This is a genomic window from Stenotrophomonas sp. P2112 (genome assembly GCF_041897515.1).
Taxonomy (GTDB): domain Bacteria; phylum Pseudomonadota; class Gammaproteobacteria; order Xanthomonadales; family Xanthomonadaceae; genus Stenotrophomonas; species Stenotrophomonas sepilia.
On sequence record NZ_CP169216.1, the window covers coordinates 3,750,865 to 3,774,267 of the forward strand.

Genomic DNA, 23,403 nt, shown 5'->3' on the forward strand with positions numbered 1-23,403 from the left:
CGGCACTACCGTTTCGATCACGTCGTGGATTTGCGCTTGAACACGCGCTGCACCACTACGAAGAACAGCGGTACGAAGAACACGCCGAGCACGGTGCCGACGATCATGCCGCCGAGCACGCCGGTGCCGATCGCCTGCTTGGCGCCGGAGCCGGCACCGGTGGAGATCGCCAGCGGTACCACGCCCATGCCGAAGGCCAGCGAGGTCATCACGATCGGGCGCAGGCGGTCGCGCACCGCATGCATGATCGCCTCGATCAGGCCCGCGCCCTTCTCCAGGTTTTCCTTGGCGAACTCGACGATCAGGATCGCGTTCTTGCTGGTCAGGCCTACCGTGGTCAGCATCGCCACCTGGAAATAGATGTCGCGCTCCAGGCCCTTGAAGGTATTGGCCAGCACTGCGCCGAGGATACCCAGCGGGGCCGCCAGCAGCACCGCCGTCGGCACGCTCCAGCTTTCGTACATCGCGGCCAGGCACAGGAACACGATCATCAGCGACAGCGTGTACAGCAACGGCGTCTGCGAGCCCGCCTGGCGTTCCTGGTAGGACATCGCCGTCCACTCGATGCCGAAGCCCGCGGGCAGCTGCTTGGCCAGTTGCTCGATCTCGGCCATGGCATCGCCGGAGGCAACACCCGGGGCCGGTTCGCCCTGGATTTCCATCGCCGACACACCGTTGTAGCGCTCCAGGCGCGGCGAACCGTAATCCCAGTGCTTGGTGGCGAACGCGCTGAACGGCACCATCTCGCCCTTGTCGTTCTTCACGGACCAGAGGTCGAAGTCCTCCGGGATCATGCGGAACGGCTGGTCGGCCTGCACGAACACGCGCTTGACGCGGCCACGATCGACGAAATCGTCGATGTACGAGCTGCCCCACGCAGCGGCCAGCGTGCCGTTGATCTGGTCGATCGACAGCCCCAGCGAGGTCGCCTTGGCCGCGTCGATGTCGATGCGGAACTGCGGCGTGTCTTCCTGGCCGTTCGGGCGCACGTTGGCCAGCTTCTTGCTGCCGGCGGCCAGGCCGAGCAGCTGGTTGCGCGCGGCCACCAGTGCCTCGTGGCCCTGGCCACTGTTGTCCTTGAGGAAGAAGGTGTAGCCCGAGGCGGTACCCAGTTCCGGAATGGCCGGCGGCGGGAAGGCGAAGATGAAGGCATCCTTGATCTGTCCCAGGGCTGCCATCGCACGACCGGTGATCGGCATCACGCCATTGTTGGCGTCACGCTCGCTCCAGTCCTTCAGCTTGACGAACGCCATGCCGGCGTTCTGGCCCATGCCGGCGAAGCTGAAGCCCTGCACGGAGAACACCGAATCCACCGCATCCTTCTCGTTCTGCAGGAAGTGGTTCTCCAATGCCGCGATCGATTCCAGCGTGCGCTCCTGGGTGGCGCCGACCGGGGCCTGCACCAGCGCCATCAGCACGCCCTGGTCTTCGTTGGGCAGGAACGAGCTGGGCAGGCGCACGAACAGCACGCCCATCAGCACGAACAGTGCCGCCACGATGCCCATGAAGCGCCACGGACGATGGATGATGCCGCGCACACCACGCTGGTAACTTTCACTGGTGCGGTCGAAGCCACGGTTGAAACCGTTGAAGAAGCGACCGGCCAGGCCGCGGTGGGCAACATGATGCTCGCCCTTCTTCAACGGCTTGAGCATGGTCGCGCACAGTGCCGGGGTCAGCACGATCGCCACCAGTACCGACAACGCCATTGCAGAGACAATCGTGGCCGAGAACTGCCGGTAGATCACGCCGGTGGATCCGCTCATGAAGGCCATCGGCACGAACACCGCCGACAGCACCAGGCCGATACCCACCAGCGCACCGGTGATCTGGCCCATCGACTTGCGGGTCGCTTCAAGCGGCGACAGTCCTTCCTCGGACATGATGCGCTCGACGTTCTCCACCACCACGATGGCATCGTCCACCAGCAGGCCGATCGCCAGCACCATCGCGAACATGGTCAGCATGTTCACCGAGAAGCCCAGCATCGCCAGCACGCCGAAGGTACCCAGCAGCACCACCGGCACGGCGATGGTCGGGATCAGGGTGGCGCGGAAGTTCTGCAGGAACAGGTACATCACCACGAACACCAGCACGATCGCTTCGAGCAGGGTCTGCACCACGCCCTTGATCGACACGCGCACGAAGGGGGTGGTGTCGTACGGGATCTCGGCCTTCAATCCGGCCGGGAAGAAGCTCTTCATGTCGTCCAGCGCAGCATCCACGCCGGCAGCGGTATCCAGCGCATTGGCGCCGGTCGCCAGTGTGACCGCCAGGCCGCTGGCCGGCTGGCCGTTGTAGCGGGTGACGAAGTCGTAGGACTCGGCACCCAGTTCGACGCGGGCGACATCACCCAGGCGCAGCTCGGCACCGTCCTGCGCGCCGCGCACGATGATGTTGCGGAACTGTTCCGGGGTCTGCAGGCGCGACTGCGCGTTGATGGTGGCGTTGAGCTGCTGGCCCTTCACCGACGGCGCACCGCCGAGCTGGCCGATCGCCACCTGGGCATTCTGCGCCTTGATCGCCGCAGTCACTTCCGCGACGGACAGGCCATAGGTATGCAGCTTGTTCGGGTCCAGCCAGATGCGCATGGCGTACTTGCCACCGAATACCTGGATGTTGCCCACGCCCGGCACGCGGCTGAGGCGGTCGACGACATTGGAACCGACGTAGTCGGCGATGTCGTTGGCGTCCATGCTGCCGTTCTCGGACACGAACGCGATGACGTTCAGGAAGCCCGAGCTGGACTTGGCCACGTTGATGCCCTGCCGCTGCACTTCCTGCGGCAGCAGCGGCATGGCCAGCTGCAGCTTGTTCTGCACCTGCACCTGGGCGATGTCCGGGTTGGTGCCGCTCTCGAAGGTCAGGGTGATGGTGGCTTGGCCGTTGGACGAGCTGTTGGAGGAGAAGTAGATCAGGCCATCAAGGCCCTTCATGTTCTGCTCGATGATCTGCGTCACCGAGTCTTCGACCACCTTGGCCGATGCACCCGGGTAAGTGGCGCTGATTTCCACCGCCGGCGGTGCGACGTTGGGGTACATCGAGACCGGCAGCTTGAACAGGGCCAGGCCGCCGGCGAGCATGATGATGATGGCGATCACCCACGCGAAGATGGGTCGATCGATGAAAAAGCGTGCCATGGGGTTCTCCGCTTACTTCGCGTCGCCGGCCGGGGCGGCAGGCTGGGCATCGGCCGCCGGCTTGGCCGGTGCGTCGCCCTTTTCGGTGGCCTTGACCGGCATGCCGGGGCCGATCTTCTGCAGGCCTTCGACGATGACCTTGTCACCGGCCTTCAGGCCGTCCTCGACCAGCCACTTGTCGCCGACCGTGCGACTGACCTTGACCGGGCGCACTTCGACCTTGTTGTCCTTGCCGACCACCATCGCCGTGGTGTCGCCCTTCGGATCGCGGGCGATGCCCTGCATCGGCACCAGCACTGCATCACTGCGCACGCCGCCGCCGATCACCGCACGCACGTACATGCCCGGCATCAGCAGGCCGTCCGGGTTGTCCACCTTCACGCGCAGGCCGAAGCTGCCGGTGGTCGGATCGACGCTGACTTCGGAGAACTCCAGCGTACCCTTGTGCTCGAAGGTGCTGCCGTCTTCCATCAGGATGCTGACCGGCAGGGTCTGGTTGTCCTGCAGGCGGCCGGCGGCCAGTTCGCGGCGCAGCTGCAGCAGCTCGGCCGAAGACTGGGTCAGGTCGACATAGATCGGGTCCAGCTGCTGCACGGTAGCCAGTGCATTGGCCTGGCCGGCACTGACCAGCGCACCCTGGGTGACGCTGGACTTGCCGATGCGGCCGCTGATCGGCGCGGTGATGCGGGCGTAGCCCAGGGTGACGTTGGCTGCGTCCAGCGATGCCTTCGCGGCACCGACATCCGCCTCGGCCTGCTTCTGCGCGGCCACGGCATTTTCCAGGTCCTGCTGGCTGACCGCATCGACCTTGGCCAGCTCGGTGATGCGCTTGGCGCTCAGCCGGGCGGCGTTGGCGGTGGCCTCGGCGCGGGCCAGCTGGGCGCGGGCACTGTTGGCCTGGGCGCGGTAGCTGGCGTCCTCGATCTGGTACAGCGGCTCGCCGGCCTTGACCATGCCACCTTCGGTGAACAGGCGCTTGGCAACGATGCCATTGACCTGCGGGCGCACTTCGGCGACCAGGTAGGCGTTGGTACGGCCCGGCAGTTCGCGGGTCAGGCCCACGGTCTCGGACTTCAGCGTGACCACAGTGACGTCACCCGGGCCCTGCTCGGGGGCCTGGGGTTGGCCGCCGCAGGCAGCCACGGTCGCGGCGATCGCCAGCGACAGTGCAAAGGGTCGGATTCGGCTCAGCAACATGACGGAAAGGCTCTTAGGGGAAGGAATCTCAAATCGCGCTGATACAGGCCGAAAGCGCCAGCAGGCAACGCTCACCAGCGGGGAGTGGTAACCGGACCGGCCTGCCACGCACACGACGGGAATGATGGGATCGAAATATACATACATGATTGTTTGTTTGTAAACCGGTACAATTCAGCCACGTTTCACCCGCACTCGTACCCATCCATGGCCCGCAAGACCAAAGAGGACACCCAGGCAACCCGGGAAGGCATCCTTGACGCCGCCGAAGCCTGCTTCCATGAACACGGCGTGGCCCGTACCACGCTGGAGATGATCGGTGCCCGCGCCGGCTATACCCGCGGTGCGGTCTACTGGCACTTCAAGAACAAGAGCGAGGTGCTGGCCGCGATCGTCGAGCGCGTGCATCTGCCTTTCATGCAGGAGCTGGAGCGCACCTCGACCGACCAGCGCAACACGCCGGTGCACGACCTGCGCGCGGTGATGATCCACTCGTTCATCGAACTGTCCGAGGACGAGCGCTTGCGCAAGACCATGGAGATCATGCTGCGCAGCGATGCGTCGGCTGATACCCGGGTGCTGACCGAACTGCAGCAGGCCGGTTTCCGCGATGGACTGGACCGGATGGAACGTGCCCTGCGCCGGGCAAAGGACCTGGGCCAGCTGCGCGAGGGTGCAGACCCGAAGATCGCCGCACGCATGCTGCACGCCACCGTGCTGGGCGTACTGCACGGTGCGATGGTCGAACCGGAACTGATGGACCTCAAGCGCGATGGCATGCTCGCACTGGACATGACCCTGGCCGCCTACGTAAAGGACGGCGTGTTCGTTCCCGGCACCGTGCCCGAGCCGCTGCCCGAGGCATGAGCGGGTTCACTGCCGCCACCGCAGCCCCACTGTGAGGACAGACCCATGATCCTGGACAACGTGGTGTGGGGCTTCATCGGCTGCGGCAGCGTCACCGAGAAGAAGAGCGGCCCCGCCCTGGCCAGCACACCCGGCTCACGGGTGGCGGCGGTCATGCGCCGCAATGCCGCATTGGCCGAAGACTATGCGCGGCGCCACGCGGTGCCACGCTGGTACACGGATGCCGACGCGCTGATCGGCGATCCGGACGTGAACGCGGTGTACGTTGCAACACCGCCCTCCACGCACATGCAGTACGCATTGCAGGCGATTGCGGCGGGCAAGCCGGTCTATATCGAGAAACCCATGGCCCTGGACCTCGCCGAATGCGAGCGCATCCTGGAAGCCAGTGCACGCCGTGGCGTGCCCGTGTTCGTCGCCTACTACCGCCGCGCCCTGCCCCGATTCGCGCAGGTGAAGCAGCTGCTGGACAGCGGCGCGATCGGTACACCGCGCAGCGTTCGCGCCACCCTGCATCGGCCGCATTCGGTGAACGCCGCATCGCCGGACTTCTGGCGGACCAATCCCGCAATCTCCGGCGGCGGGCTGTTCGTCGATCTGGGCTCGCACACCCTGGACCTGCTCGATCATCTACTGGGGCCGCTGAGCGATGTGCGCGGCCTGGCCAGTTCGTTGACCGGCGCTTATGCCGCCGAGGACAGCGTTTCGATGTGCTTCCGCACTGGAGCGGGCGCGCACGGCATCGCGCAATGGAGCTTCTGCGCGTTCCGCCGCCAGGATGAGATCGAGATCACCGGCGACCGCGGCCAGCTGCGCTTTGCGACCTTCGAGGATGTTCCGGTGGTGCTGGAGACCGGAGCCGGTGTGCAGGCCTTCGACATTCCCAACCCGTCGTCGATCCAGCAACCGTTGATTGCCTCTCTCGTGGATGAACTGCGCGGCAACGGGCACTCGCCCTCGGACGGCATCAGCGCCGCCCGCACCAGTGCGGTGATCGATCAGGTACTGCAGGCCTACCGCACGCGGCAATCGCGCTGACCGCCAACGCAAAAGGCCGCCTTTCGGCGGCCTTTTCTGTTGCAGCGGATGGCGTCAGGGCCCTCGCCGTGGCGAGGGATCCGACCGGATCGGGCGTTACAGGATGTAGCGGCTCAGGTCCGGGTCCTGCACCAGCTCACCCAGGTGTGCATCGACGTAGGCGCTGTCGATGGCCAGGGTTTCGCCATCGCGGTCCGGTGCCTCGTAGCTGAGCGAATCCAGCAGGCGTTCCAGCACTGTATGCAGGCGTCGGGCACCGATGTTCTCCTGGCGCTCGTTCACCTGGAAGGCGATTTCGGCCAGGCGGTCGATGGCATCGGCGGTGAAGCTGACCTTGACACCTTCAGTGGCCAGCAGCGCTTCGTACTGCTTGGTCAGCGCGGCCTTCGGCTCGGTCAGGATGCGCACGAAGTCATTCTTGCTCAGCGCACCCAGTTCCACGCGGATCGGGAAACGGCCCTGCAGCTCCGGAATCAGGTCGCTGGGCTTGGCCAGGTGGAACGCGCCCGACGCGATGAACAGGATGTGGTCCGTCTTGATCGTGCCGTACTTGGTGGACACATTGGAGCCTTCCACCAGCGGCAGCAGGTCGCGTTGCACGCCTTCGCGGGACACGTCGCCACCGCCCACGTTGTCACCACGCTTGGCGACCTTGTCGATCTCATCGATGAAGACGATGCCGTGCTGCTCGCACGCCTCGATTGCGGCGGTACGGATGTCATCCTCGTTGACCAGCTTGCCCGCTTCTTCCTCGATCAGCAGCGGGCGCGCGGCCTTGATGGTCAGCGTGCGCTTGTGCGCCTTCGCGCCGCCGCCGAGGTTGGCGAACATCGACTTCAGCTGCTGGCCCATTTCCTCCATGCCCGGCGGGGTCATGATGTCCATGCTGACATTGGCCGCCAGGTCGAGCTCGATCTCACGCTCGTCCAGCTCACCGTTGCGCAGCATCTTGCGGAACTTGATGCGGGTCTCGTTGTCCTGCGCCGACGGTTCGTTGCGGGCGACTTCAGGATCGAAACCGATGCCGCCGCTACGACGCGGCAGCAGCGCATCGAGGATGCGGTCTTCGGCGCGTTCTTCGGCCTGGGTACGCACGCGCACCTTGGCCTGTTCGCGATAGAGCTTGACCGCGGTGTCGGCCAGGTCACGGATGATCTGCTCGACGTCCTTGCCGACGTAGCCCACTTCGGTGAAGCGGGTGGCTTCGACCTTCACGAACGGTGCGTTGGCCAGCGTGGCCAGGCGGCGCGCGATCTCGGTCTTGCCGACACCGGTCGGGCCGATCATCAGGATGTTCTTCGGCATCACTTCATTGCGCAGCTCCGCCGGCAGCTGCATGCGACGCCAGCGGTTGCGCAGGGCGATGGCCACCGCGCGCTTGGCGTCGTGCTGGCCCACGATGTGCCTGTCCAGTTCCTGCACGATCTCGCGCGGGGTCATGGTGGCGGAGGAAACTTCGATCTTCGACATGGTTGTGCTCACGGATTCATTGTCGGTAGTGCCGGCCGCTGGCCGGCAACCAGGCACGCGTGCGGGGGACATGAGGTTGCCGGCCAGCAGCCGGCACGACCCTCACAGCTCCTCGACCACCACGTTGCGGTTGGTGTAGATGCAGATGTCGCCGGCAATGCCGATCGCTTCACTGGCGATGGTGCGTGCATCCAGCTCGGTGTGCGCCATCAGCGCCCGCGCAGCCGAAAGGGCGTACGAACCACCGGAGCCGATGGCGATGATGCCGTCCTCCGGCTCGATCACATCACCGGTGCCGCTGATGATCAGCGAGGTTTCCTTGTCAGCCACTGCCAGCAGGGCTTCGAGCTTGCCCAGGCGGCGCTCGGTGCGCCAATCCTTGGCCAGCTCGACCGCGGCGCGCTGCAGCTGGCCGTGCTTTTCCAGCTTGGCCTCGAACAGCTCGAACAGGGTGAAGGCATCGGCAGCGGCACCGGCGAAGCCGGCCAGCACCTGGCCGTCGCGGCCAAGGCGGCGCACCTTGCGCGCGTTGCCCTTCATCACGGTGTGGCCCAGCGTGACCTGGCCGTCGCCGGCAATGGCCACGTGCTCGCCGCGACGGACGCAGACGATGGTGGTGGCGTGGAAAACGTTGGGGTTCTGACTGGGGTCCATGATGCCTCCGGGGTGACAGAACCAGAGGTGGGGACTGCGCTGCGCCCTTCAAGCCACCCGCGACCGGCTGACGCAGGGCCAACGTTCAGCTTTCTCCGCTGCCCTCGGTGCTGCGTCGACGCTTCGCGCGCGGATGCGCGGCGTCATAGACCTTGGCCAGGTGCTGGAAATCGAGGTGGGTATAGATCTGCGTGGTGGCGATGTCGGCATGGCCCAGCAGCTCCTGCACACCACGCAGGTCGCCGGACGATTCCAGGATGTGGCTGGCGAAACTGTGCCGCAGCATGTGCGGGTGCACCTGCTTGAACAGGCCCTGGCGCTGCGCCAGCTGGCGGATGCGGATCTGCACCGCACGCTGGCTGATTGGCCCGTTGCGACCGGGGAACACCGGCGATGCCGGACCACCGCCACTTTCCGCGCGCCACGCCTGCAGCGCTTCGCGTGCCGGCCGCCCGAACGGCACGCGGCGCTGGCGGTTGCCCTTGCCCAGCACGTTGACCAGCCCGCTGTCGAAATCCAGGTCGCGCCAGGTCAGCGCACAGACTTCGCTCAGACGCAGGCCGGAGGAATAGAACAGTTCCAGCAGCGCGCGGTCACGGCGGCCGAGCTCACCTTCCGGCTCCAGCTCGACCAGCTGCACCGCCTCATCGGCGTCGAGGACCTGTGGCAACCGGCGTGGCGCGCGCGGTGCCTTCAGCGTCGCTGCCGGACTGACCTCGATGTGCGCGTGCTTGAGCAGCCAGGCATAGAAGCTGCGGCAGGCCGACAGGCGGCGTTGCAGGCTCTTGGCCGACAGGCCGCGGCGATGCTCGTCGGCGACGAACTGGCGCAACGCATCGGCATCGAGCGCCTCCACCGCTACGCCACGCGGTTCGGCCCAGACCGCTAGCGCGTCCAGGTCGCGGCGGTAGGCGTCAAGCGTATGCGCCGACATCCGCCGCTCCACCTGCAGATGCTGCAGGAAGGCCTGTACCGCGCTCATCGTCGTCCGGTCCTGCTTAGTCGTGGAAGCGCTTCAGGCCAGTGGCCAGGGCGTCGCCCATCATGCGCAGGAACAGCGTGCCCATGCCCGGGTAGAAGCGGTTCGGGTCGTGGCTGCCGACTGCGATCAGGCCGACGCCCGGCAACGGCAGCAGCGCGGTGGTCTGCACTTCCTCGCTGCGCACGCCGTACAGGACGGCATTCTTTTCCGGCTGCAGGCGGCCGCAGATCGGCTCGCCGTCGTTCAGGCAATCGCGGAACGGGCCCAGTTGCGGATCATCGGCAGCAATCACCTGCAGCCAGTCGGCCTGTTCCAGCCCGGCCACCGGCGCATGCACCACCAGCCGCACCAGGTCGCCGGCGAAGTCTTCCTGCAGCGATGCGGCCATCGCGCGCAGGGTATCGGCCGCGTTGTCCTGCTTCATCAGTGCCAGGGTCAGCTGGTGCGTGCGCACCGCAAGGCGTTCATTGACCTGGGCGGTGGCGCCCAGATCGGCCAACCGTCGTGCCAGCTCGCGGTTCTTCTCGCGCAGCACTTCCAGCTGGTAGCTGGCCAGCGATGCGGTCGGGCCGTCATCGCGCGGCACCACCAGGGTCAGGGCCAGGTCCGGGAACTGCTTGAGGAAGCCGGGATGTCGCCGCAACCAGGCAGCGACTTCATGGGCCCCGAGCTTGTCGACGGTTTCGGTCATGCCATCCACTCCCCTTCGAAGACGAATGCGGTCGGGCCCGCCATCACCACCGGCTGGCCATCGCCCGGCCACTGGATGCGCAGGTCACCTCCGGGCAGGCTGATGCGCGCATCGCGCTGCAGGCGGCCGCGCTGCATCAGGGTCACGGCGGCGGCGCAGGCGCCACTGCCGCAGGCCAGGGTCTCGCCGACACCGCGCTCGAACACGCGCAGGCGGGCGTGGGCCGGGCTCATCACCTGGGCGAAGCCCACGTTCACCGAGCGCGGGAACGACGCGTGCTGCTGCAGCAGCGAACCCACGCGTTCAACCGGAGCGGCATCGATCAAGCCCACTTCGATCACCGCATGCGGGTTGCCCATCGACACCGCAGCAAAGCGGACGCTCTCGCCCTGCAGCGGCAGCAGGTATTCCTCGCGCGGGTGGGCGAAGCCCATCAGCGGCACGTTGGCCGGCTCGAAGGCAGGCACGCCCATCGTCACCGCAAACTGCCCTTCACCCAGCACCTTCACCTCATGGCTGGCCAGCGGGCTGTCGATGACGAATGCATCGCCCTGCGCGCTGCCCTCGCGCACCAGCCAGGCCGCGATGCAGCGCGCGCCATTGCCGCACTGCTCGGAATTGGAACCGTCGGCGTTCCAGATGCGGTACGAGGCCACCGAGCCTTCCGCACGTGGCGCCTCGATGGTCAGGATCTGATCGCAGCCGACGCCGGTGTGGCGGTCGGCCAGGCGCGCGGCCAGTTCAGGCGTGGGCGGCGCAGTACCGTCACGCAGGTCGATCACTACGAAGTCATTGCCCGCGCCATGCATCTTGCTGAAGCGCAAGGCCCTGGAACCGGCCTTACTCATTCCCGACGCCCGCCTTCTTCGCTGGCGCGGGTGCCGGCTGAGTGGTCGTTGCAGCCGGGTCGACGGTCGTGGTGGGGGCAACGGCGCCCTGGGCCTCCGCCGGGGTCGCCTCGGTGGCGGGCTCGGCAGCGGGTTCGACGGTTTCCTCCACCGGCACCGGCTTCTGCGGCAGTACCAGCGGGCCCTTGTTGCCGCAGGCGGCGAGGAGCAGCAGCGAGGCCGCTGCCAGCGGAATCAGGATGGCGTTTCGATGGGGGATCTTCATGCCCCGAGTATAGCCATTGGCGGCTGAGCGGTTGGTGCAGGGAATCGGGTTGCCGGCCAGCGGCCGGCACTACCGCCGGCGCTCAATCTGTGGGCGGTGGCGGCAACGGCCGCGTCCACAGCCAGATTGCGACCACGGTCATGCTGCCGATCGAGAACCACTTCACCCAGGCGATCGGCACGCACCACAGCATGATGGCGGCACACACCGCCATGGTGATCGTGGCCATCCACTTGCCATGGCGGCTGACCGCCCCGTGTGCCTGCCAGTTGGCGATGGCCGGGCCGAAGCGCGGGTGCTGCAGCAGCCAGGTGTGCAGGCGTTCGGACCCACGTGACGCAGCCCACGCCGAGATCAGGATGAATACGGTGGTCGGAAGGCCCGGCACGAAGATGCCGACGATGCCGGTGCCCAGGCTGACATAGGCCAGCAGCCACCACGCCCAGCGGAAACGCACCACGCGCGGTGGCGTGGCGGTATCGCGGGATGCGGAGGGCTCGGGCAGGCTCATGGCCGCAAGGATAACGGTTCGGGGTGCCCGGCAACGCCCGGCACCCCTTCGCCGTTACGGCTGGGCGATGCCCAGCTGCTGCAGCACGAACGCGTACGACTCGGACAGCTCGCGGTAGCGCTGGAAGCGCCCCGACTTGCCGCCATGGCCGGCTTCCATGTTGGTGCGGAACAGGATCGGGTAGGGGCCGGTGTTGTGATCACGCAGCTTGGCCACCCACTTGGCCGGCTCCCAGTACTGCACCTGCGAATCCCACAGGCCGGTACCCACGAACAGCGCCGGGTACGCCTGCTGCTTCACATTGTCGTAGGGCGAGTAGGACAGCATGCAGTCGTAATACGGCTTCTGCTCCGGGTTGCCCCACTCATCGTATTCGTTGGTGGTCAGCGGAATGGTCGGGTCGAGCATGGTGGTGACCACGTCGACGAACGGGACCTGCGCCACCATCACCCGGTAATCCTGCGGCGCCTGGTTGGCCACCGCGCCCATCAGCAGGCCACCGGCGCTGCCGCCGGACGCAGCGACGCGATCCTTCGCCGCCCAGCCCTGTGCGACCAGGCCGCGGGTGACGTCGATGAAGTCGTTGAAGGTGTTCTGCTTGTGCAGCAGCTTGCCGTTCTCGTACCAGTCGCGGCCCATTTCCTGGCCACCGCGGATATGGGCAATGGCATACACCACGCCGCGGTCGAGCAGGCTCACCGCGGTCTGGTTGAAGTACGGGTCCATCGACATCCCGTAGCTGCCATAGGCGTACTGGAACAGTGCGCCCTTTCCATCCTTCTGGTAGCCCTTGCGGTAGACCAGCGACACCGGCACCTTCACGCCATCGCGCGCGGTGATCCAGACGCGGTCGGTTTCATACTTCGATGCGTCATAGCCGATCACCGGCTGCACCTTCAGCTGGCGACGCTCACCGGTGGCGGTGTTCAGCTCGAATACCGTGGTCGGCGTGGTCATCGAGGTGTACACGTAGCGCAGCCACGGCGTCTCGGCTTCGGTGTTGTCACCCAGGCCCATCGAGTAGGCCGGTTCATCGGCCTTCACGTAGTCGCTGCGGCCGTCCTTGAACAGCAGGCGGATGCGCTCCAGGCCCTCGGAGCGTTCGGCGATGGCGGTATAACCCTCGAACAGCTCGAAGCCTTCGATGAACACCGCCTCGTCGTGCGCGATCCAGTCCTTCCACTGCGCGCGCGAGGTGGCGTCGGTCGGTGCGGTGACCAGCTTGAAGTTCTTCGCGCCATCGTTGGTGCGGATCACCCAGCGGCCATCGTAGTGGTCGGCGTCGTACTCGACGTCACGCTGGCGCGGCGCCAGCACGGCGAAGGTGGTGGGGTCGCTGGCCGGCGCGTAGCGCTCTTCGGAGGACACGGTGCTGTGCACGCCGATGGTGATGAAGCGATCGTCACGGGTGCGGCCGATGCCCATGTAGAAGCTGTCGTCCTTCTCTTCGTAGACGACGGTGTCGGCGCTGGCCGGGGTGCCCAGCACGTGCTTCTTCACGCGCACGGTCAGCAGCGTTTCCGGATCGTTCTCGACGTACAGCACGGTGCGGTTGTCATCGGCCCAGACCAGGTCGCCGGAGCTGCCGGTGATGACGTCGGGCAGCACCTGGCCGGTCCGCAGGTCCTTGAAACGGAGGGTGTACTGGCGGCGGCCGACGTCATCCTCGGCCCATGCCAGCAGCTGGTTGTCCTGGCTCACTTCCATCGCGCCGACGTTGAAGTAGCCCTTGCCGGCGGCCATCGCGTTGACGTCGAGCAGGATTTCCTCGGCGGCCTCCATGCTGCCCTTGCGGCGGGCGTGGATCGGGTAGTCCTGGCCGGTCTCGAAGCGGCTGTAGTACCAGTAGCCGCGCTCACGCGCCGGAACGCTGGAATCGTCCTGCTTGATGCGGCCGACGATCTCCTTGTACAGGGTGTCTTCCAGCGGCTTCAGCGGCGCCAGCAACTGGTCGGCGTAAGCGTTCTCGGCCTGCAGGTAGGCCAGCATGTCCTTGTTCTCGCGCTTGTCGTCGCGCAGCCAGTAATAGTCATCGTTGCGGGTCGCGCCAAACGGCGCCTTGACCACATGCGGGTGCCGGGCGGCATCCGGCGGAACGGGCGGAGTGGCAGCGGTAGCAGTCGTGGTCATCAGGCTGGCAAGCAACAGGCAAAGGGTGGATTTCATGAAGTAAGGCTCCAGGCGCGTCAATGCAATGGTCTTCGGCGGGGTCAGATCCCTTTTCCCGAAAAGGGATCTGACCCCAATCCCTGCAATGCGGCAACCCTGCGGATCGTCATGGGTCATGCCGACCGGCGTACCATGCGGGCATGAGTACCCTGCCCCACACGCCGGGCTTCAGCCGGCGCAGCCATGAAATCGCCCCGTTCCACGTGATGTCCCTGCTGGCGCGCGCGCAGGCGCTGGAACAGGCCGGCCACGATGTGATCCACCTGGAAATCGGCGAACCGGATTTCACCACCGCCGAGCCCGTCGTCCGTGCCGGCCAGGCCGCGCTGGCCGCCGGCCACACCCGCTACACCGCCGCACGCGGCCTGCCAGCGCTGCGGCAGGCGATCAGCGGCTTCTATCGCAGCCACTACGGTCTGGACATCGATCCCGAACGCATCCTGGTCACCCCGGGCGGTTCCGGTGCACTGCTGCTGGCCAGCAGCCTGCTGGTCGATCCCGGCCGCCATTGGCTGCTGGCCGACCCCGGCTATCCCTGCAACCGCCACTTCCTGCGCCTGGTGGAAGGCGGCGCACAACTGGTCCCGGTCGGGCCGGGGACCGCCTACCAGCTGACGCCATCACTGGTCGAACGGCACTGGAATGCCGACAGCGTCGGTGCGCTGGTTGCCTCACCGGCCAACCCCACCGGCACCGTGCTGTCCGCAGGCGAGCTGGCGGCGTTGTCGACGTCACTGCATGCGCGCGGCGGCCACCTGGTGGTGGACGAGATCTACCATGGCCTGACTTATGGCCTGGATGCCCCCAGCGTGCTGCAGGTGGATGACAGCGCTTTCGTGCTGAACAGCTTTTCCAAGTACTTTGGCATGACCGGCTGGCGGCTGGGCTGGCTGGTGGCGCCGCCGTCCGCAGTACCGGATCTGGAGAAGCTGGCGCAGAACCTGTACATCAGCGCCTCGAGCATCGCCCAGCACGCCGCGCTCGCCTGCTTCAGCGAGGAATCCATGGCGATCTTCGAGCAGCGCCGCGACGCGTTCCGCCAGCGTCGCGACTTCCTGCTGCCGGCACTGCGTGAGCTGGGCTTCCGTATCGAAGTCGAGCCACAGGGCGCGTTCTACCTGTACGCCGACGTCAGTGCATTCACCGACGACGCGCAGGCATTCTGCGCGCATTTCCTGGAAACCGAGCACGTGGCGTTCACCCCGGGCCTGGATTTCGGCTTCCATCGTGCCAACCAGCACGTGCGCCTGGCCTATACCCAGGAGGTACCGCGATTGCAGGAGGCGGTGGCGCGGATTGCGCGCGGATTGAAGCGTTGGCAGGGATCACGTTGACGGTAGTGCCGGCCGCTGGCCCTACCGGATAAGGAAAAACGCCGCCCTGGGGCGGCGTTTTCCGTTCTGCTTACTTGCCGCCCAACCGCTCCCACAGGAAGCTGTAGGCCAGTGCCGACATGTGCGCGGCCTGCGCGTTGTTGGCGGCGCCGCCGTGACCCCCTTCGATGTTCTCGTAGTAGGTCACGTCCTTGCCGGCGTCGATCATCTTCGCCGCCATCTTGCGGGCATGGCCCGGGTGCACGCGGTCGTCGCGGGTCGAGGTGGTGAACAGCACCGGCGGGTAGTTCTTCTTCGCGTTGAACAGGTGGTACGGCGAGAAGGTCTTGATGAACTCCCAGTCACTGGTATCCGGGTTGCCGTACTCGGCCATCCACGAGGCACCCGCCAACAGGTGGCTGTAGCGCTTCATGTCCAGCAACGGCACCTGCACCACCACCGCACCGAACAGCTCCGGGTACTGGGTCAGCATGTTGCCGGTCAGCAGGCCACCGTTGCTGCCGCCCTGCACGCCCAGGTGCTTGGCGCTGGTGATCTTGCGCTTGACCAGGTCCCGCGCCACCGCGGCCATGTCTTCGTAGGCCTTGTGGCGGTTCTGCTTCAGCGCCGCCTGGTGCCAGCGCGGGCCGTACTCGCCGCCACCACGGATGTTGGCCACCACGTACACGCCGCCCTTCTCCAGCCAGGCGCGGCCCATGCCACCGGAATAGCTCGGGGTCAGCGAGATCTCGAAGCCACCGTAGCCGTACAGCAGCGTCGGATTGGAGCCATCGAGCTTCATCGCCCTGTCGTGCACCACGAAGTACGGCACGCGGGTGCCGTCCTTGCTGGTGGCGAAGTGCTGCTCGATCACCTTGCCCTTGGCGTCGAAGAAGGCCGGCATGGTCTTCAGTGTTTCCGGGGCCTGGCCGATCTCGGCCAGCGCCAGCGTGGTCGGGGTCAGGTAGTCGGTGGCGGTCAGCCACACCGCGTCGCTGTCATTGCTGTCCACTGCAGCCACGCCCAGCGTGCCGAAGGCAGGTGCGCCGACGAAGCGGCTGGTCTGCCAGCCGTTGGCGCCCGGGGTCAGCACCGACAGGCGGTTCTTGACGTCGTCCAGCACGTTCAGCACCAGGTGGCTCCTGGTCCAGGTGGCGCTGGCCAGCGAGGTGGTCGCGGTCGGGGTGAACAGCACCTCGAAGTCGCGCTTGCCGGCCAGGAAGTCGTCCAGCTTCGTCGCCAGCAGCGAACCGGACGCATAGGTCTTGCCGCCCACGGTCCACGGATCGCGCAGCTCCAGGGTCAGCCACTGCTTGTGCAGGCCCTTCTCGGCCGAGTTCGGCGCGTCGATCTTGGTCAGCGTGCCGTCGTCGCCACGCAGGTAGAGCTCGTTGTTGTAGAACGCCAGCGTGCGGCTGACCAGGTTGCGCTCGAAGCCCGGGGTGTCATCGTGCATCGCCGCGATGTACATGTCTTCCGGCTTGCCTTCGTACACCGTCGTGGCCGAGGCCATCGGCGTGCCGCGCTTCCACAGCTTGGCCACGCGCGGATAGCCGGACGTGGTCATCGTGCCGGCACCGAAGTCGGTGTAGACGAACACGGTGTCGCGATCGACCCAGTTGAGGCCCCCCTTCGACTCCGGGCGGAAGAAGCCGTCCTTGATCCAGGTCTTGTTGACCAGGTCGAACTCGCGGGTGACGTCGGCGTCGGCGCCGCCGCGCGACAGCGCGATCAGGCAACGGCTGTAATCCGGGCGCAGGCAATCGGCACCGTGCCAGACCCAGTTCTCACCCTCGGCCTTGTTCAGTGCATCCAGGTCCAGCACGGTCTCCCACTGCGGCGACGCCTTGCGGTACTCGGCCAGGGTGGTGCGCCGCCACAGGCCGCGCTCGTGCTGCTGGTCCTTCCAGAAGTTGTAGTAGTAGTCGCCGATCTTCTGCACGCCCGGAATCTTGGCATCGGAGTCGAGCACCTCGCGGATGCGGGTCTCCATCTGCTTGAAGGCCGGGGTCTGCGCCAGGCGCGCCTCGGACTTGGCATTCTGTTCCTTGACCCAGGACAGCGGCTTGTCGCCGGTGACGTCCTCCAGCCAGGCGTAGCGGTCTGTATCCTCAGCGGCCACGGCGGTCCCCACCGAGGCAGCGGTCATCATGCCGGCCAACAGGCAGGCGGAAGCGAGTCGTGACATTGCAGCTCCAGGCAGTCATAAGCCGTGGAACGCTAGCACGGAATGCCGCGGCCTCCCCCGTGTCGAAGGTCAGGCCGTGGCCGCCGGGCCGCGCCGGCGACGCGCCTGTCCACCGGTACGCCGCACCTTCGGCAGCCCCGACAGGCGCGGCAGCGGGAAGCGCAGCAGCGCCCACCAGGCCGCGAGCGGCATGCCAATCAGCCACATCGGCAGCCAGCCCAACCACGCGCTGCTGCCACGTGCCGCTGGCCAGACCAGTACCAGCGCCAGTCCGGCCAGCGCCAGTTGCCGCACGCCACGCAGCAGGCGCGGGTCGGCGCGTTCGATGATGCGTTCAGTTGCAGGGCGACGGACGGAACGTGTGTTCATGGGCCTTCTCCGGTAGACAATGCAACACAGCTTGGGCAAGCCCCTTCTCACAGATTGCGACACCATTGACGGATCGCGCACGCTCAGTCGACCATGCTCAGGCAAAGCCCTCCTGAGCCCGCTCCCGCATGACTTCGATCCGCCCGCTCTGCGCCGTGTTGCTGGCCCTGTCCCTGGCGGGCCCCGCCATGGCGGTCGGTGAGCCGCCATCACCCCGTGCCAGCGTCCCGCGCGCCGATCCGGATGCCCCGATCGACCTCAAGCGCTTCATGGGCACCTGGTACGTGATCGGCCGCGTGCCGAACTTCATCGAACGCGGGCACGTCGCCAGCGTCAACGAGTACGAGTTGCGCGACGAGCACAAGGTCGGCATCACCTACCGCTACCGCGACGGCTTCGGCGAACCCCTGCAGGAGATCCGTGCACGCGCCAGCGTCGACCCGGACAGCGGCAACCACGGCTGGCGCACCTGGTTCTACCGCGTGGTGCCGACCCACTCCCGGGTGCTGGACGTCGCCCCGGATTATTCGTGGGCACTGATCGGCTACCCGGGCCGTGAGATGGCCTGGATCTTCTCGCGCACGCCGGACATGGACAAAGCGCTGTACAAGGAGCTGGCCGAGCGCCTGCGCGACGAGTACGGCGTGAACACCGACAAGCTCAAGCGCGTGCCGCAGCATCCGGAACAGGTCGGCAAGCTGGGCTACGAAGTACCGAACGCGCGTTGACCGCACGTGGAATTGCCGGCCAGCGGCCGGCACTACCGTTTCCAGGCAATGGGGTAGAGCCGGCCGCTGGCCGGCTACCAGCAGGCGTAGCGGTTACTTGCGGCTGTAATGCGCGACCAGGCGGTCGCCGAGCATCTGCAGCAGCTGCACCAGGACCAGCAGCAGGACCACGGTGACCAGGGCCACGTCGGTGTGCGAACGCTGGTAGCCGTCGCGGAACGCCAGATCGCCCAGGCCGCCGGAACCGATGGCGCCGCCCATCGCGGTGAAACCGATCAGCGCGACGGTGGTCACCGTCGCACCGGCGATCAGGCCCGGGCGCGCTTCCGGCAGCAACACGCGGGTAACCAGCTGCCAGGTAGTGGCGCCCATTGCCTGGGTAGCTTCGATCACGCCGCGGTCAACCTCGCGCAACGCGGTCTCGACCAGGCGCGCATAGAACGGTGCGGCACCAATAACCAGCGGCACGATCGCACCACGCACGCCCAGCGACGTCCCCATCAGGAACAGGGTGACCGGAATCAGCACGATCATCAGAATGATGAAAGGCACTGAACGCAGCAGGTTCACCACCAGCGCCAGCACGCCATAGGCGAACGGCCGGCGCTTCATCTGCGGTGCGCCGAACAGGTACAGCAGCACACCCAGCGGCAGGCCGATGGCCAGGGTCAGCGGCAGCGAACCGAGCAGCATCAGCAGGGTGTCGATGGTGGCCTGGCCGATGTCGGCCCACTTGCCCGCATCCAGGTGGCGGAAGAAGCCGCCGGCAGCAGCAATGATCATCGACGCAGTTCCTCAACATGCACGCCGGCGGCCACGAACGCGGCCTGCGCGGCGGACTGGTCACCGCCCACCAGGGCGACCACCAGCTGGCCATACGGGGTGTCCTTGATCCGGTCGATGCGGCCGGACAGGATGTTGTAGTCGACCCCGGTCTGCCGCGCGACACTGCCGAGCAGGGGTTCGTAGGTGTCGCCACCGAGGAAGGTCAGGCGCACGATACGGCCGCCAACGGCATCGAAATCACGGTGCAGCGCCCCCTCGTCCACATGCTCCGACTCACTGACGAAACGGCGGGTGGTCGGATGCTGCGGGTGCAGGAACACCCGGGTGACCGGACCGGTTTCGACCATCTGGCCGGCATCGAGCACCGCAACGCGGTCGCAGACACGGCGGATCACGTCCATCTCGTGGGTGATCAGCACAATGGTCAGGCCGAGCTCGCGATTGATCTTTGACAGCAGCGACAGCACCGAAGCGGTGGTCTGCGGATCGAGCGCACTGGTGGCCTCGTCGCACAGCAGGATCTGTGGACGGGTCGCCAGCGCGCGGGCGATACCGACGCGCTGCTTCTGGCCACCGGACAGCTGCGCCGGATACTTCTGCGCATGCGCTTCCAGGCCCACGGTCTGCAGCAGCTCGGCCACGCGCGCGTCGATTTCCGTCTTCGGCGTGCCGGCCAGTTCCAGCGGGAAGGCGACATTGCCCGCCACCGTGCGCGACGACAGCAGGTTGAAGTGCTGGAAGATCATGCCGATGCGCCGACGCAGCGCGCGCAGGCCGTCCGCGTCCAGCGCGGTGACATCCTCACCACCGATCAGCAGCCGGCCACCGCTGGGTTCTTCCAGGCGGTTGATCATGCGGATCAGGGTCGACTTGCCGGCGCCGGAATGGCCGATGATGCCGAAAACCTCACCGGCCTCGATGGTCAGGTCCAACGGTTGCAGCGCGCTGATCTCGCGGCCGGCAACGGCATAGGATTTGTGCAGGCGCTGGAACTCGATCACGGGCGTGGCTCACCGGCTGGGTGACGGAAGGGGGCGTGCAGCCTACCAGCGCAGGCGGTCGCGCGCCCGCGCCATGGGCCAGAATGTTATTCCTTTTGGTTCTAACGTACCTGCTCCGGCGCGGGTTCCGGGGTCGGATCCCCGCAGGGGCTCTGACCTCGCTTCCCGGCCAAACCGGTTCAGGGATGATCCAGCGGCTTCGGTGGTTCCTGCCGGTTGACCCGCTCGCGGTGCAGCAGGTAAAGCCCCGAAGCCACGATGATCGCCGCGCCCACCCAGGTATAGCCATCGGGCAGCTGGCCCCAGAAGGCCAGGTCCCAACCGATCACCCAGACCAGCCCGCTGTACTCCAACGGCGCGATCATCGAGGCCTCGCCCAGCTGGAAGGCCCTGGTCAGGGCGATCTGGCCCAGCGCCCCGGCCAGGCCCATGCCACCGATCAGCGGCGCATGTGCCAGCTGCAGCGGCACCCAGCCGGGTAGGGCCAGCAGGCCGGCACCGATGGCCATGATCACCAGGAACCAGACCACCATCGACTGCGAGGTATCGGTGCGGGTCAGCAGGCTGACCGTGATCGCCGCAATGGCATAGGCGGTGGCCGCGGCCAGCACCATCAGCCCCGGCACCGAGATGAAGCCATCGACGCCCGGCCGCAGCACCACCAGCACGCCGACCAGGCCAATCCCGATGGCGACCCAGCGCCGTGGCCCGACCCGCTCGCCCAGCAGCGGCACCGACAATGCGGCGATCAGCAGCGGGGCAACGAAATAGATGGTGTAGGCAGTGGACAACGGCAGGTCGCGCAGGGCGAACACGAAGCAGCCGATCATCGCCATGCCCAGCGCACCACGCAGCAGGTGCAGCCCCCAGCGGCGCGGCACCAGCGAACGTGGCCCGGCGCTGGCCAGCACCCAGACCAGCACGAACGGCAACGAGGCCGCGCCGCGCAGGAAGGTTACTTCCAGGGTGGGGTAGCTGGCCGACAGCTGCTTCATGCCAGCATCCATCAGCGAGAAGCAGGCGACCGCAGCGACCATCCAGGCCACCGCGCGAGAGGGGGAGCGTTGCACGTTCATGGCCCATTATCGCCCGGTCGTCGCATTCTGTAGAGCTCGGCCGCTCTTCAAAAAGCAGCCGAGCGTGGGCTCGGTTCTACAAACGGCGGGCATGGGGCCCTCGCGATAGAATGGCTGCCACTGAATCCTGCGGAGCATCGCCCATGCCTTCCTTCGACGTCGTGTCCGAAGTCGACACCCACGAACTGACCAACGCCATCGACCAGGCCAACCGCGAACTGGCCACCCGCTTCGATTTCAAGGGCGTGGATGCCAAGTTCGAACGCGATGGCGATGTGATCAACCAGTTCGCGCCGACCGAATTCCAGCTCAAGCAGATGAACGACATCCTGCGTGCACGCCTGGCCGCGCGCGGCATCGACGTGCTCAGCCTGGAGTTCGGCGACATCGAGACCAACCTGGCCCAGGCCCGGCAGAAGATCACCGTCAAGCAGGGCATCGAGCAGAAGATCGCCAAGAAGATCGCCGCTGCGCTGAAGGAAGCCAAGCTGAAGGTTGAAAGCCAGATCAATGGCGACAAGCTGCGCGTGCAGGGCAAGAAGCGCGACGACCTGCAGGACGCCATCGCCGTGATCAAGGCCGGCAAGTTCGAGTTGCCGCTGCAGTTCAACAATTTCCGCGATTGATCTGGCCGCCGGGCATGGCCCGGCGCCGGCACCTGCGGTACGACGGCGCGTTGCAAGCGACGAGCCTACAATGTCCGCCCCGCCAGCCGACGTGCCCGCCATGACCGACGCCCAACTGCCCACCGAGGACCCGATCGCCGCCACCCGCCTGTGGCTGGAACGCATCGTCATCGGCCTGAACCTGTGCCCGTTCGCCAAGGCGGTCTACGTGAAGGACCAGGTCCGCATCGTGCTCAGCGATGCGACCACGACGGAAGCCCTGGTTGAGCAGCTGGCCGAGGAACTGGTCCTGCTGCGTGATACGCCGGCCGAGCAGATCGATACCACGCTGATCGTGCATCCGCAGGTGCTGACCGATTTCCTCGACTACAACGACTTCCTCGACAACGCCGACGCGGCGATCGAGGCGCTGGACCTGCAGGGCATCCTGCAGGTGGCCAGCTTCCATCCGGATTACCAGTTCGAGGGCGTGGCTGCCGACGACGCCAGCAACTACACCAACCGCGCGCCCTTCCCCACCCTGCACCTGCTGCGCGAAGACAGCGTGGCGCGCGCGGTGGACGTCTATCCGGATCCGGATGTGATCGTCGAGCGCAACATCCAGACCCTGGACCGCATCGGCGTGGACGGCTGGCATCGCCGCCTGCGTGGCGAAGACCTGTCGTGAGCACGGTACCGCCGATTGCCGCTTGGCCGGCCGCGCCGCTGTCGGGCAAGGTGGTGCTGGTCACCGGCGGTGCCAACGGCATCGGCCGTGGCATCGCGCAGGCCGTGCTCGGCGCCGGTGGCCGCGTGCTGATCGGCGACCTCGACATGGAGGCCGGCGAGGCGTGCCTGGCGGAATGGCAGCGTGGTGAGGATGCCGTGTTCCAGCGCCTGGATATCACCGACGAAGCCAGCGTGCGCGCCTTCATCGCCGTGGCCCTGCAGCGTTTCGGCCGCATCGACGGGCTGGTCAACAACGCGGGAATTGCCAGCCCGCACGGCACGCTGCTGCAGGACATGGACTGGGACGAGTGGCAGCGCCGGCTGTCTTCGCTGCACGGCGCGTTCCTGTGCAGCAAGCATGCGTTGCCGGCGCTGACCGCCAGCGCCGCCGGTGCGATCATCAACATCGCCTCGACCCGCGCCTGGCAATCCGAAGCACACAGCGAAGCCTATGCCGCAGCCAAGGGCGGGCTGGTGGGCTTCACCCATGCGCTGGCGATCAGCAGCGGCCCGGCGGTGCGGGTGAACAGCATCAGTCCCGGCTGGATCGGCACCTGCGAGTGGCAGGCACCCTCACGGCGACACGCACCGGAGTATTCGGCCACCGACCATGCGCAACACCCGGTCGGCCGCGTCGGCCAGCCGGAGGACATCGGTGCGTTGGCCGTATACCTGCTGTCATCACTGTCCGGTTTCAGTACCGGCCAGGATTTCATCGTCGACGGCGGCATGACCCGGAAGATGATCTACGCCGAATGACCCGCCACCGGTAGTGC

23 protein-coding genes are annotated in these 23,403 nt (G+C 66.6%); 8 read left to right on the forward strand and 15 right to left on the reverse strand.

What is annotated here, in order from left to right; all coding sequences use genetic code 11:
* Positions 1-17: 17 nt before the first annotated feature.
* Positions 18-3,140: a multidrug efflux RND transporter permease subunit SmeE gene (smeE, locus tag ACEPA4_RS17240; RefSeq protein WP_065186223.1), complete on the reverse strand. Its 3,123-nt coding sequence runs from the start codon at positions 3,138-3,140 to the stop codon at positions 18-20.
* Positions 3,141-3,152: 12 nt separating this feature from the next.
* The gene (gene smeD, locus ACEPA4_RS17245; RefSeq protein WP_005419428.1) at positions 3,153-4,337 is read right to left on the reverse strand and encodes a multidrug efflux RND transporter periplasmic adaptor subunit SmeD; all 1,185 of its coding nucleotides are present in this window, start codon (positions 4,335-4,337) and stop codon (positions 3,153-3,155) included.
* Between the two features lie 207 nt (positions 4,338-4,544).
* Here smeD and smeT point away from each other — a divergent pair, with 207 nt between their 5' ends.
* Entirely contained in the window at positions 4,545-5,204 is a 660-nt protein-coding gene (gene smeT / locus ACEPA4_RS17250) for an efflux transporter SmeDEF transcriptional repressor SmeT (RefSeq protein ID WP_065186222.1), read from the forward strand.
* 45 nt (positions 5,205-5,249) lie between these two features.
* A complete protein-coding gene (locus ACEPA4_RS17255; RefSeq protein ID WP_065186221.1) occupies positions 5,250-6,242 on the forward strand; it encodes a Gfo/Idh/MocA family protein in 993 nt (330 codons plus the stop codon).
* A 96-nt stretch (positions 6,243-6,338) separates the two neighbouring features.
* Here ACEPA4_RS17255 and hslU read toward each other — a convergent pair whose 3' ends face one another.
* The 8 genes from hslU to ACEPA4_RS17295 all read right to left on the reverse strand — a co-directional run bounded on the left by hslU (position 6,339) and on the right by ACEPA4_RS17295 (position 13,793).
* Positions 6,339-7,712, reverse strand: coding sequence for an ATP-dependent protease ATPase subunit HslU (gene hslU / locus ACEPA4_RS17260; protein ID WP_065178024.1), 1,374 nt, complete (start codon positions 7,710-7,712; stop codon positions 6,339-6,341).
* A gap of 102 nt (positions 7,713-7,814) precedes the next feature.
* A complete protein-coding gene (gene hslV, locus ACEPA4_RS17265; RefSeq protein ID WP_005411093.1) occupies positions 7,815-8,366 on the reverse strand; it encodes an ATP-dependent protease subunit HslV in 552 nt (183 codons plus the stop codon).
* An 85-nt stretch (positions 8,367-8,451) separates the two neighbouring features.
* Positions 8,452-9,348 carry a tyrosine recombinase XerC gene (gene xerC / locus ACEPA4_RS17270; RefSeq protein ID WP_005419436.1) on the reverse strand — a complete coding sequence of 299 codons (897 nt, stop codon included), beginning with the start codon at positions 9,346-9,348 and terminating at the stop codon, positions 8,452-8,454.
* 16 nt (positions 9,349-9,364) lie between these two features.
* Positions 9,365-10,039 (reverse strand): DUF484 family protein, encoded by a 675-nt coding sequence (locus ACEPA4_RS17275; protein WP_005419445.1) that lies wholly within the window; start codon positions 10,037-10,039, stop codon positions 9,365-9,367.
* The gene (dapF, locus tag ACEPA4_RS17280) at positions 10,036-10,887 is read right to left on the reverse strand and encodes a diaminopimelate epimerase (protein ID WP_032954541.1); all 852 of its coding nucleotides are present in this window, start codon (positions 10,885-10,887) and stop codon (positions 10,036-10,038) included. Before dapF ends, ACEPA4_RS17275 begins: the two co-directional genes overlap by 4 nt.
* Entirely contained in the window at positions 10,880-11,152 is a 273-nt protein-coding gene (locus ACEPA4_RS17285) for a lipoprotein (RefSeq protein ID WP_065186220.1), read from the reverse strand. The genes dapF and ACEPA4_RS17285 overlap by 8 nt, the downstream gene beginning before the upstream one ends.
* Before the next feature lie 82 nt (positions 11,153-11,234).
* On the reverse strand, positions 11,235-11,663 hold the full coding sequence (locus ACEPA4_RS17290) for a YbaN family protein (RefSeq protein ID WP_065186219.1): 429 nt from the start codon (positions 11,661-11,663) through the stop codon (positions 11,235-11,237).
* A 54-nt stretch (positions 11,664-11,717) separates the two neighbouring features.
* The gene (locus tag ACEPA4_RS17295) at positions 11,718-13,793 is read right to left on the reverse strand and encodes a S9 family peptidase (protein ID WP_353088916.1); all 2,076 of its coding nucleotides are present in this window, start codon (positions 13,791-13,793) and stop codon (positions 11,718-11,720) included.
* On the opposite strand from ACEPA4_RS17295, the gene ACEPA4_RS17300 reads away from it, so the two are divergent.
* Both ACEPA4_RS17300 and ACEPA4_RS17305 read left to right on the forward strand, forming a co-directional pair.
* A complete protein-coding gene (locus ACEPA4_RS17300) occupies positions 13,768-13,836 on the forward strand; it encodes a hypothetical protein (protein ID WP_353088925.1) in 69 nt (22 codons plus the stop codon). The two genes, ACEPA4_RS17295 and ACEPA4_RS17300, sit on opposite strands and share 26 nt — an antisense overlap.
* A 136-nt stretch (positions 13,837-13,972) precedes the next feature.
* Positions 13,973-15,166 carry a pyridoxal phosphate-dependent aminotransferase gene (locus ACEPA4_RS17305; RefSeq protein WP_164093223.1) on the forward strand — a complete coding sequence of 398 codons (1,194 nt, stop codon included), beginning with the start codon at positions 13,973-13,975 and terminating at the stop codon, positions 15,164-15,166.
* Between the two features lie 70 nt (positions 15,167-15,236).
* Here the strand turns inward: ACEPA4_RS17305 and ACEPA4_RS17310 are convergent, their stop codons facing one another.
* Positions 15,237-17,333, reverse strand: a complete 2,097-nt coding sequence (locus tag ACEPA4_RS17310; RefSeq protein WP_139727688.1) for a prolyl oligopeptidase family protein — start codon at positions 17,331-17,333, stop codon at positions 15,237-15,239.
* Between the two features lie 69 nt (positions 17,334-17,402).
* Positions 17,403-17,702 carry a hypothetical protein gene (locus tag ACEPA4_RS17315; RefSeq protein ID WP_065178019.1) on the reverse strand — a complete coding sequence of 100 codons (300 nt, stop codon included), beginning with the start codon at positions 17,700-17,702 and terminating at the stop codon, positions 17,403-17,405.
* A 128-nt stretch (positions 17,703-17,830) separates the two neighbouring features.
* Between ACEPA4_RS17315 and ACEPA4_RS17320 the strand changes: the two genes are divergently transcribed.
* Positions 17,831-18,430 (forward strand): lipocalin family protein, encoded by a 600-nt coding sequence (locus ACEPA4_RS17320; protein ID WP_005419460.1) that lies wholly within the window; start codon positions 17,831-17,833, stop codon positions 18,428-18,430.
* A 93-nt stretch (positions 18,431-18,523) separates the two neighbouring features.
* Here the strand turns inward: ACEPA4_RS17320 and ACEPA4_RS17325 are convergent, their stop codons facing one another.
* The 3 genes from ACEPA4_RS17325 to ACEPA4_RS17335 all read right to left on the reverse strand — a co-directional run bounded on the left by ACEPA4_RS17325 (position 18,524) and on the right by ACEPA4_RS17335 (position 21,293).
* Positions 18,524-19,213, reverse strand: a complete 690-nt coding sequence (locus ACEPA4_RS17325; protein WP_164093224.1) for a methionine ABC transporter permease — start codon at positions 19,211-19,213, stop codon at positions 18,524-18,526.
* On the reverse strand, positions 19,210-20,217 hold the full coding sequence (locus ACEPA4_RS17330; RefSeq protein ID WP_033834529.1) for a methionine ABC transporter ATP-binding protein: 1,008 nt from the start codon (positions 20,215-20,217) through the stop codon (positions 19,210-19,212). Before ACEPA4_RS17330 ends, ACEPA4_RS17325 begins: the two co-directional genes overlap by 4 nt.
* Before the next feature lie 179 nt (positions 20,218-20,396).
* On the reverse strand, positions 20,397-21,293 hold the full coding sequence (locus ACEPA4_RS17335; protein WP_005419466.1) for a DMT family transporter: 897 nt from the start codon (positions 21,291-21,293) through the stop codon (positions 20,397-20,399).
* 143 nt (positions 21,294-21,436) lie between these two features.
* Here ACEPA4_RS17335 and ACEPA4_RS17340 point away from each other — a divergent pair, with 143 nt between their 5' ends.
* The 3 genes from ACEPA4_RS17340 to ACEPA4_RS17350 all read left to right on the forward strand — a co-directional run bounded on the left by ACEPA4_RS17340 (position 21,437) and on the right by ACEPA4_RS17350 (position 23,386).
* Complete coding sequence (locus ACEPA4_RS17340; RefSeq protein ID WP_164093225.1) at positions 21,437-21,919, forward strand: YajQ family cyclic di-GMP-binding protein; 483 nt, start codon at positions 21,437-21,439, stop codon at positions 21,917-21,919.
* 100 nt (positions 21,920-22,019) lie between these two features.
* On the forward strand, positions 22,020-22,586 hold the full coding sequence (locus ACEPA4_RS17345; protein ID WP_033834530.1) for a DUF1415 domain-containing protein: 567 nt from the start codon (positions 22,020-22,022) through the stop codon (positions 22,584-22,586).
* Complete coding sequence (locus ACEPA4_RS17350) at positions 22,583-23,386, forward strand: SDR family oxidoreductase (protein ID WP_005419471.1); 804 nt, start codon at positions 22,583-22,585, stop codon at positions 23,384-23,386. The genes ACEPA4_RS17345 and ACEPA4_RS17350 overlap by 4 nt, the downstream gene beginning before the upstream one ends.
* Positions 23,387-23,403 lie beyond the last annotated feature (17 nt).

What these genes read in the sequence shown, in the direction of transcription:
- smeE (WP_065186223.1), bottom strand. Translation starts at nt 3,140, where the DNA reads ATGGCACGCTTTTTCATCGATCGACCCATCTTCGCGTGGGTGATCGCC.
- smeD (WP_005419428.1), bottom strand. Translation starts at nt 4,337, where the DNA reads ATGTTGCTGAGCCGAATCCGACCCTTTGCACTGTCGCTGGCGATCGCC.
- smeT (WP_065186222.1), top strand. Translation starts at nt 4,545, where the DNA reads ATGGCCCGCAAGACCAAAGAGGACACCCAGGCAACCCGGGAAGGCATC.
- ACEPA4_RS17255 (WP_065186221.1), top strand. Translation starts at nt 5,250, where the DNA reads ATGATCCTGGACAACGTGGTGTGGGGCTTCATCGGCTGCGGCAGCGTC.
- hslU (WP_065178024.1), bottom strand. Translation starts at nt 7,712, where the DNA reads ATGTCGAAGATCGAAGTTTCCTCCGCCACCATGACCCCGCGCGAGATC.
- hslV (WP_005411093.1), bottom strand. Translation starts at nt 8,366, where the DNA reads ATGGACCCCAGTCAGAACCCCAACGTTTTCCACGCCACCACCATCGTC.
- xerC (WP_005419436.1), bottom strand. Translation starts at nt 9,348, where the DNA reads ATGAGCGCGGTACAGGCCTTCCTGCAGCATCTGCAGGTGGAGCGGCGG.
- ACEPA4_RS17275 (WP_005419445.1), bottom strand. Translation starts at nt 10,039, where the DNA reads ATGACCGAAACCGTCGACAAGCTCGGGGCCCATGAAGTCGCTGCCTGG.
- dapF (WP_032954541.1), bottom strand. Translation starts at nt 10,887, where the DNA reads ATGAGTAAGGCCGGTTCCAGGGCCTTGCGCTTCAGCAAGATGCATGGC.
- ACEPA4_RS17285 (WP_065186220.1), bottom strand. Translation starts at nt 11,152, where the DNA reads ATGAAGATCCCCCATCGAAACGCCATCCTGATTCCGCTGGCAGCGGCC.
- ACEPA4_RS17290 (WP_065186219.1), bottom strand. Translation starts at nt 11,663, where the DNA reads ATGAGCCTGCCCGAGCCCTCCGCATCCCGCGATACCGCCACGCCACCG.
- ACEPA4_RS17295 (WP_353088916.1), bottom strand. Translation starts at nt 13,793, where the DNA reads ATGACCACGACTGCTACCGCTGCCACTCCGCCCGTTCCGCCGGATGCC.
- ACEPA4_RS17305 (WP_164093223.1), top strand. Translation starts at nt 13,973, where the DNA reads ATGAGTACCCTGCCCCACACGCCGGGCTTCAGCCGGCGCAGCCATGAA.
- ACEPA4_RS17310 (WP_139727688.1), bottom strand. Translation starts at nt 17,333, where the DNA reads ATGTCACGACTCGCTTCCGCCTGCCTGTTGGCCGGCATGATGACCGCT.
- ACEPA4_RS17315 (WP_065178019.1), bottom strand. Translation starts at nt 17,702, where the DNA reads ATGAACACACGTTCCGTCCGTCGCCCTGCAACTGAACGCATCATCGAA.
- ACEPA4_RS17320 (WP_005419460.1), top strand. Translation starts at nt 17,831, where the DNA reads ATGACTTCGATCCGCCCGCTCTGCGCCGTGTTGCTGGCCCTGTCCCTG.
- ACEPA4_RS17325 (WP_164093224.1), bottom strand. Translation starts at nt 19,213, where the DNA reads ATGATCATTGCTGCTGCCGGCGGCTTCTTCCGCCACCTGGATGCGGGC.
- ACEPA4_RS17335 (WP_005419466.1), bottom strand. Translation starts at nt 21,293, where the DNA reads ATGAACGTGCAACGCTCCCCCTCTCGCGCGGTGGCCTGGATGGTCGCT.
- ACEPA4_RS17340 (WP_164093225.1), top strand. Translation starts at nt 21,437, where the DNA reads ATGCCTTCCTTCGACGTCGTGTCCGAAGTCGACACCCACGAACTGACC.
- ACEPA4_RS17345 (WP_033834530.1), top strand. Translation starts at nt 22,020, where the DNA reads ATGACCGACGCCCAACTGCCCACCGAGGACCCGATCGCCGCCACCCGC.